The sequence below is a fragment of the Kitasatospora cystarginea genome, from assembly GCF_039533515.1.
Classification (GTDB): Bacteria; Actinomycetota; Actinomycetes; order Streptomycetales; family Streptomycetaceae; genus Kitasatospora; species Kitasatospora cystarginea.
Window position 1 is genome coordinate 1 of record NZ_BAAATR010000140.1, and the last position, 1,974, is coordinate 1,974.

General features: G+C 69.7%; 1 protein-coding gene. It reads right to left on the bottom strand.

Going from position 1 to position 1,974, the window contains the following annotated elements:
- The coding region (gene acs / locus ABD369_RS40420) for an acetate--CoA ligase (RefSeq protein WP_344641632.1) at nt 1-1,973 on the bottom strand (1,973 nt) is incomplete at its 3' end.
- Nucleotide 1,974: the final 1 nt, after the last annotated feature.

Genomic DNA, 1,974 nt, shown 5'->3' on the forward strand with positions numbered 1-1,974 from the left:
GTGTTGCCGGACGGTAGCTGTGACTGGATCAGGTTCATCACCGAGGAGTCGGCGAGGGTGGTGGTGTCGCCGACCTCGCGGCCCTCGGCGATGTCGCGGAGCAGGCGGCGCATGATCTTGCCGGAGCGGGTCTTGGGCAGTTCGGTGACCACCTTGATCTGCTTGGGCTTGGCGATCGGGCCGAGGGTGCGGCCGACGTGGTTGCGCAGGTCGGTGACGAGTTCCTCGCTGTCGGTGGCGGTGCCGCGCAGGATCACGAAGGCGACGATGGCCTGGCCGGTGGTGGCGTCGGTGGCGCCGACGACGGCGGACTCGGCGACGGCCGGGTGGCCGACCAGGGCGGATTCGACCTCGGTGGTGGAGATGTTGTGGCCGGAGACGAGCATGACGTCGTCGACGCGGCCGAGCAGCCAGATGTCGCCGTCCTCGTCCTTCTTGGCGCCGTCGCCGGCGAAGTAGCGCCACGCGGCGCCAGCCGCACCGTGTCCGCCGCCGAAGCGGGACCAGTAGGTGTCGATGTAGCGCTGGTCGTCGCCCCAGATGGTGCGGAGCATGGAGGGCCAGGGCTCGGTGAGGACGAGGTAGCCGCCGGAGCCGTTGGGTACCTCGGTGCCGTTGTCGTCGACGACGGTGGCGGCGATGCCGGGCAGGGGGTGCTGGGCGGAGCCGGGCTTGGTCTCGGTGGCGCCGGGCAGGGGGCTGATCATGATGGCGCCGGTCTCGGTCTGCCACCAGGTGTCCACGATGGGGGTCGTGCCCGCGCCGATGTGTTCGCGGTACCAGACCCAGGCCTCCGGGTTGATGGGTTCGCCGACGCTGCCCAGGATGCGCAGGCTGGAGAGGTCGTACTTGGCGGGGATGTCGTCGCCCCACTTCATGAAGGTGCGGATCGCGGTGGGGGCGGTGTAGAGGATGGTGACGCCGTACTTCTGGACGATCTCCCAGAAGCGGCCCTGGTGGGGGGTGTCGGGGGTGCCTTCGTAGATGACCTGGGTGGCGCCGTTGGCCAGGGGGCCGTAGACGATGTAGGAGTGGCCGGTGACCCAGCCGATGTCGGCGGTGCACCAGTAGACGTCGGTGTCCGGCTTGAGGTCGAAGACGGCGTGGTGGGTGTAGCTGGCCTGGGTGAGGTAGCCGCCGGAGGTGTGCAGGATGCCCTTGGGCTTACCGGTGGTGCCGGAGGTGTAGAGGATGAACAGGGGGTGTTCGGCGTCGTGTGCCTGGGGGGTGTGGTCGGTGGGCTGGCGGTCGGTGATCTCGTGCCACCACACGTCGCGGCCTTCGGTGAAGGGGACGTCCTGGCCGGTGCGGCGGACCACCAGGACGTGTTCGACCTGGGGGCACTTGGTGAGGGCGTCGTCGATGGCGGGCTTGAGCGGGGAGGGCTTGCCGCGGCGGTAGCCGCCGTCGGCGGTGATGACCAGTTTGGCGTCGGCGTCCTGGATGCGGGAGGCGACGGCGTCGGCGGAGAAGCCGCCGAAGACGACGGAGTGGGTGGCGCCGATGCGGGCGCAGGCGAGCATCGCGACGACGGCCTCGGGGATCATCGGCAGGTAGACGGCGACTCGGTCGCCTGTGGTGACGCCGAGTTCCAGCAGGGCGTTGGCGGCCTTGGAGACCTCGTCCTTGAGCTGGGCGTAGGTGATGGAGCGGCCGTCGCCGGGTTCGCCTTCGAAGTGGATCGCGATGCGGTCGCCGTGGCCGGCTTCGACGTGTCGGTCGACGCAGTTGTAGGCCACGTTGAGTTTGCCGTCGGCGAACCACTTGGCGAACGGGGGGTTGGTCCAGTCCAGGGTCTGGGTGGGCTCGGTGGCCCAGTCGAGGCGGCGGGCCTGTTCGGCCCAGAAACCGAGCCGGTCCTCGGAGGCCTGCGCGTAGGCGGCCGCGGTGACGTTGGCGGCGGCGGCGAGTTCCGCGGGCGGAGCGAAACGGCGCTCCTCCTTGAGCAGGTTGGCCAGGCTCTCGTTGCTCAAC